The organism is Pantoea sp. EKM20T, from assembly GCF_011800485.1.
Taxonomy (GTDB): Bacteria; Pseudomonadota; Gammaproteobacteria; order Enterobacterales; family Enterobacteriaceae; genus Pantoea; species Pantoea agglomerans.
The window spans coordinates 1-218 of sequence record NZ_JAALFW010000060.1 but is presented as its reverse complement, the minus strand read 5'-3'; the positions used below and the strand labels follow the sequence as shown (position 1 = coordinate 218).

1 rRNA gene is annotated in these 218 nt (G+C 56.4%); it reads left to right on the top strand.

The annotated features are described in order from the left end of the window. Positions 1–149: 149 nt before the first annotated feature. Positions 150–218 (top strand): 5S ribosomal RNA (rrf, locus tag HFD94_RS22870); the annotation flags it as partial.

The following is a 218-nucleotide window of genomic DNA, read 5'->3' as shown; positions in this document are numbered from 1 at the left end:
GTAAGCGCAGCGATGCGTTGAGCTAACCGGTACTAATGACCCGTGAGGCTTAACCTTACAACGCCAGAGGCGTTTTTTGAGAGACACAATTTTCAGCCTGTACCGGATATATCTGCGCGGCCTTACTGGCGGCGCGGAGACAGAATTTGCCTGGCGGCTTTAGCGCGGTGGTCCCACCTGACCCCATGCCGAACTCAGAAGTGAAACGCCGTAGCGCC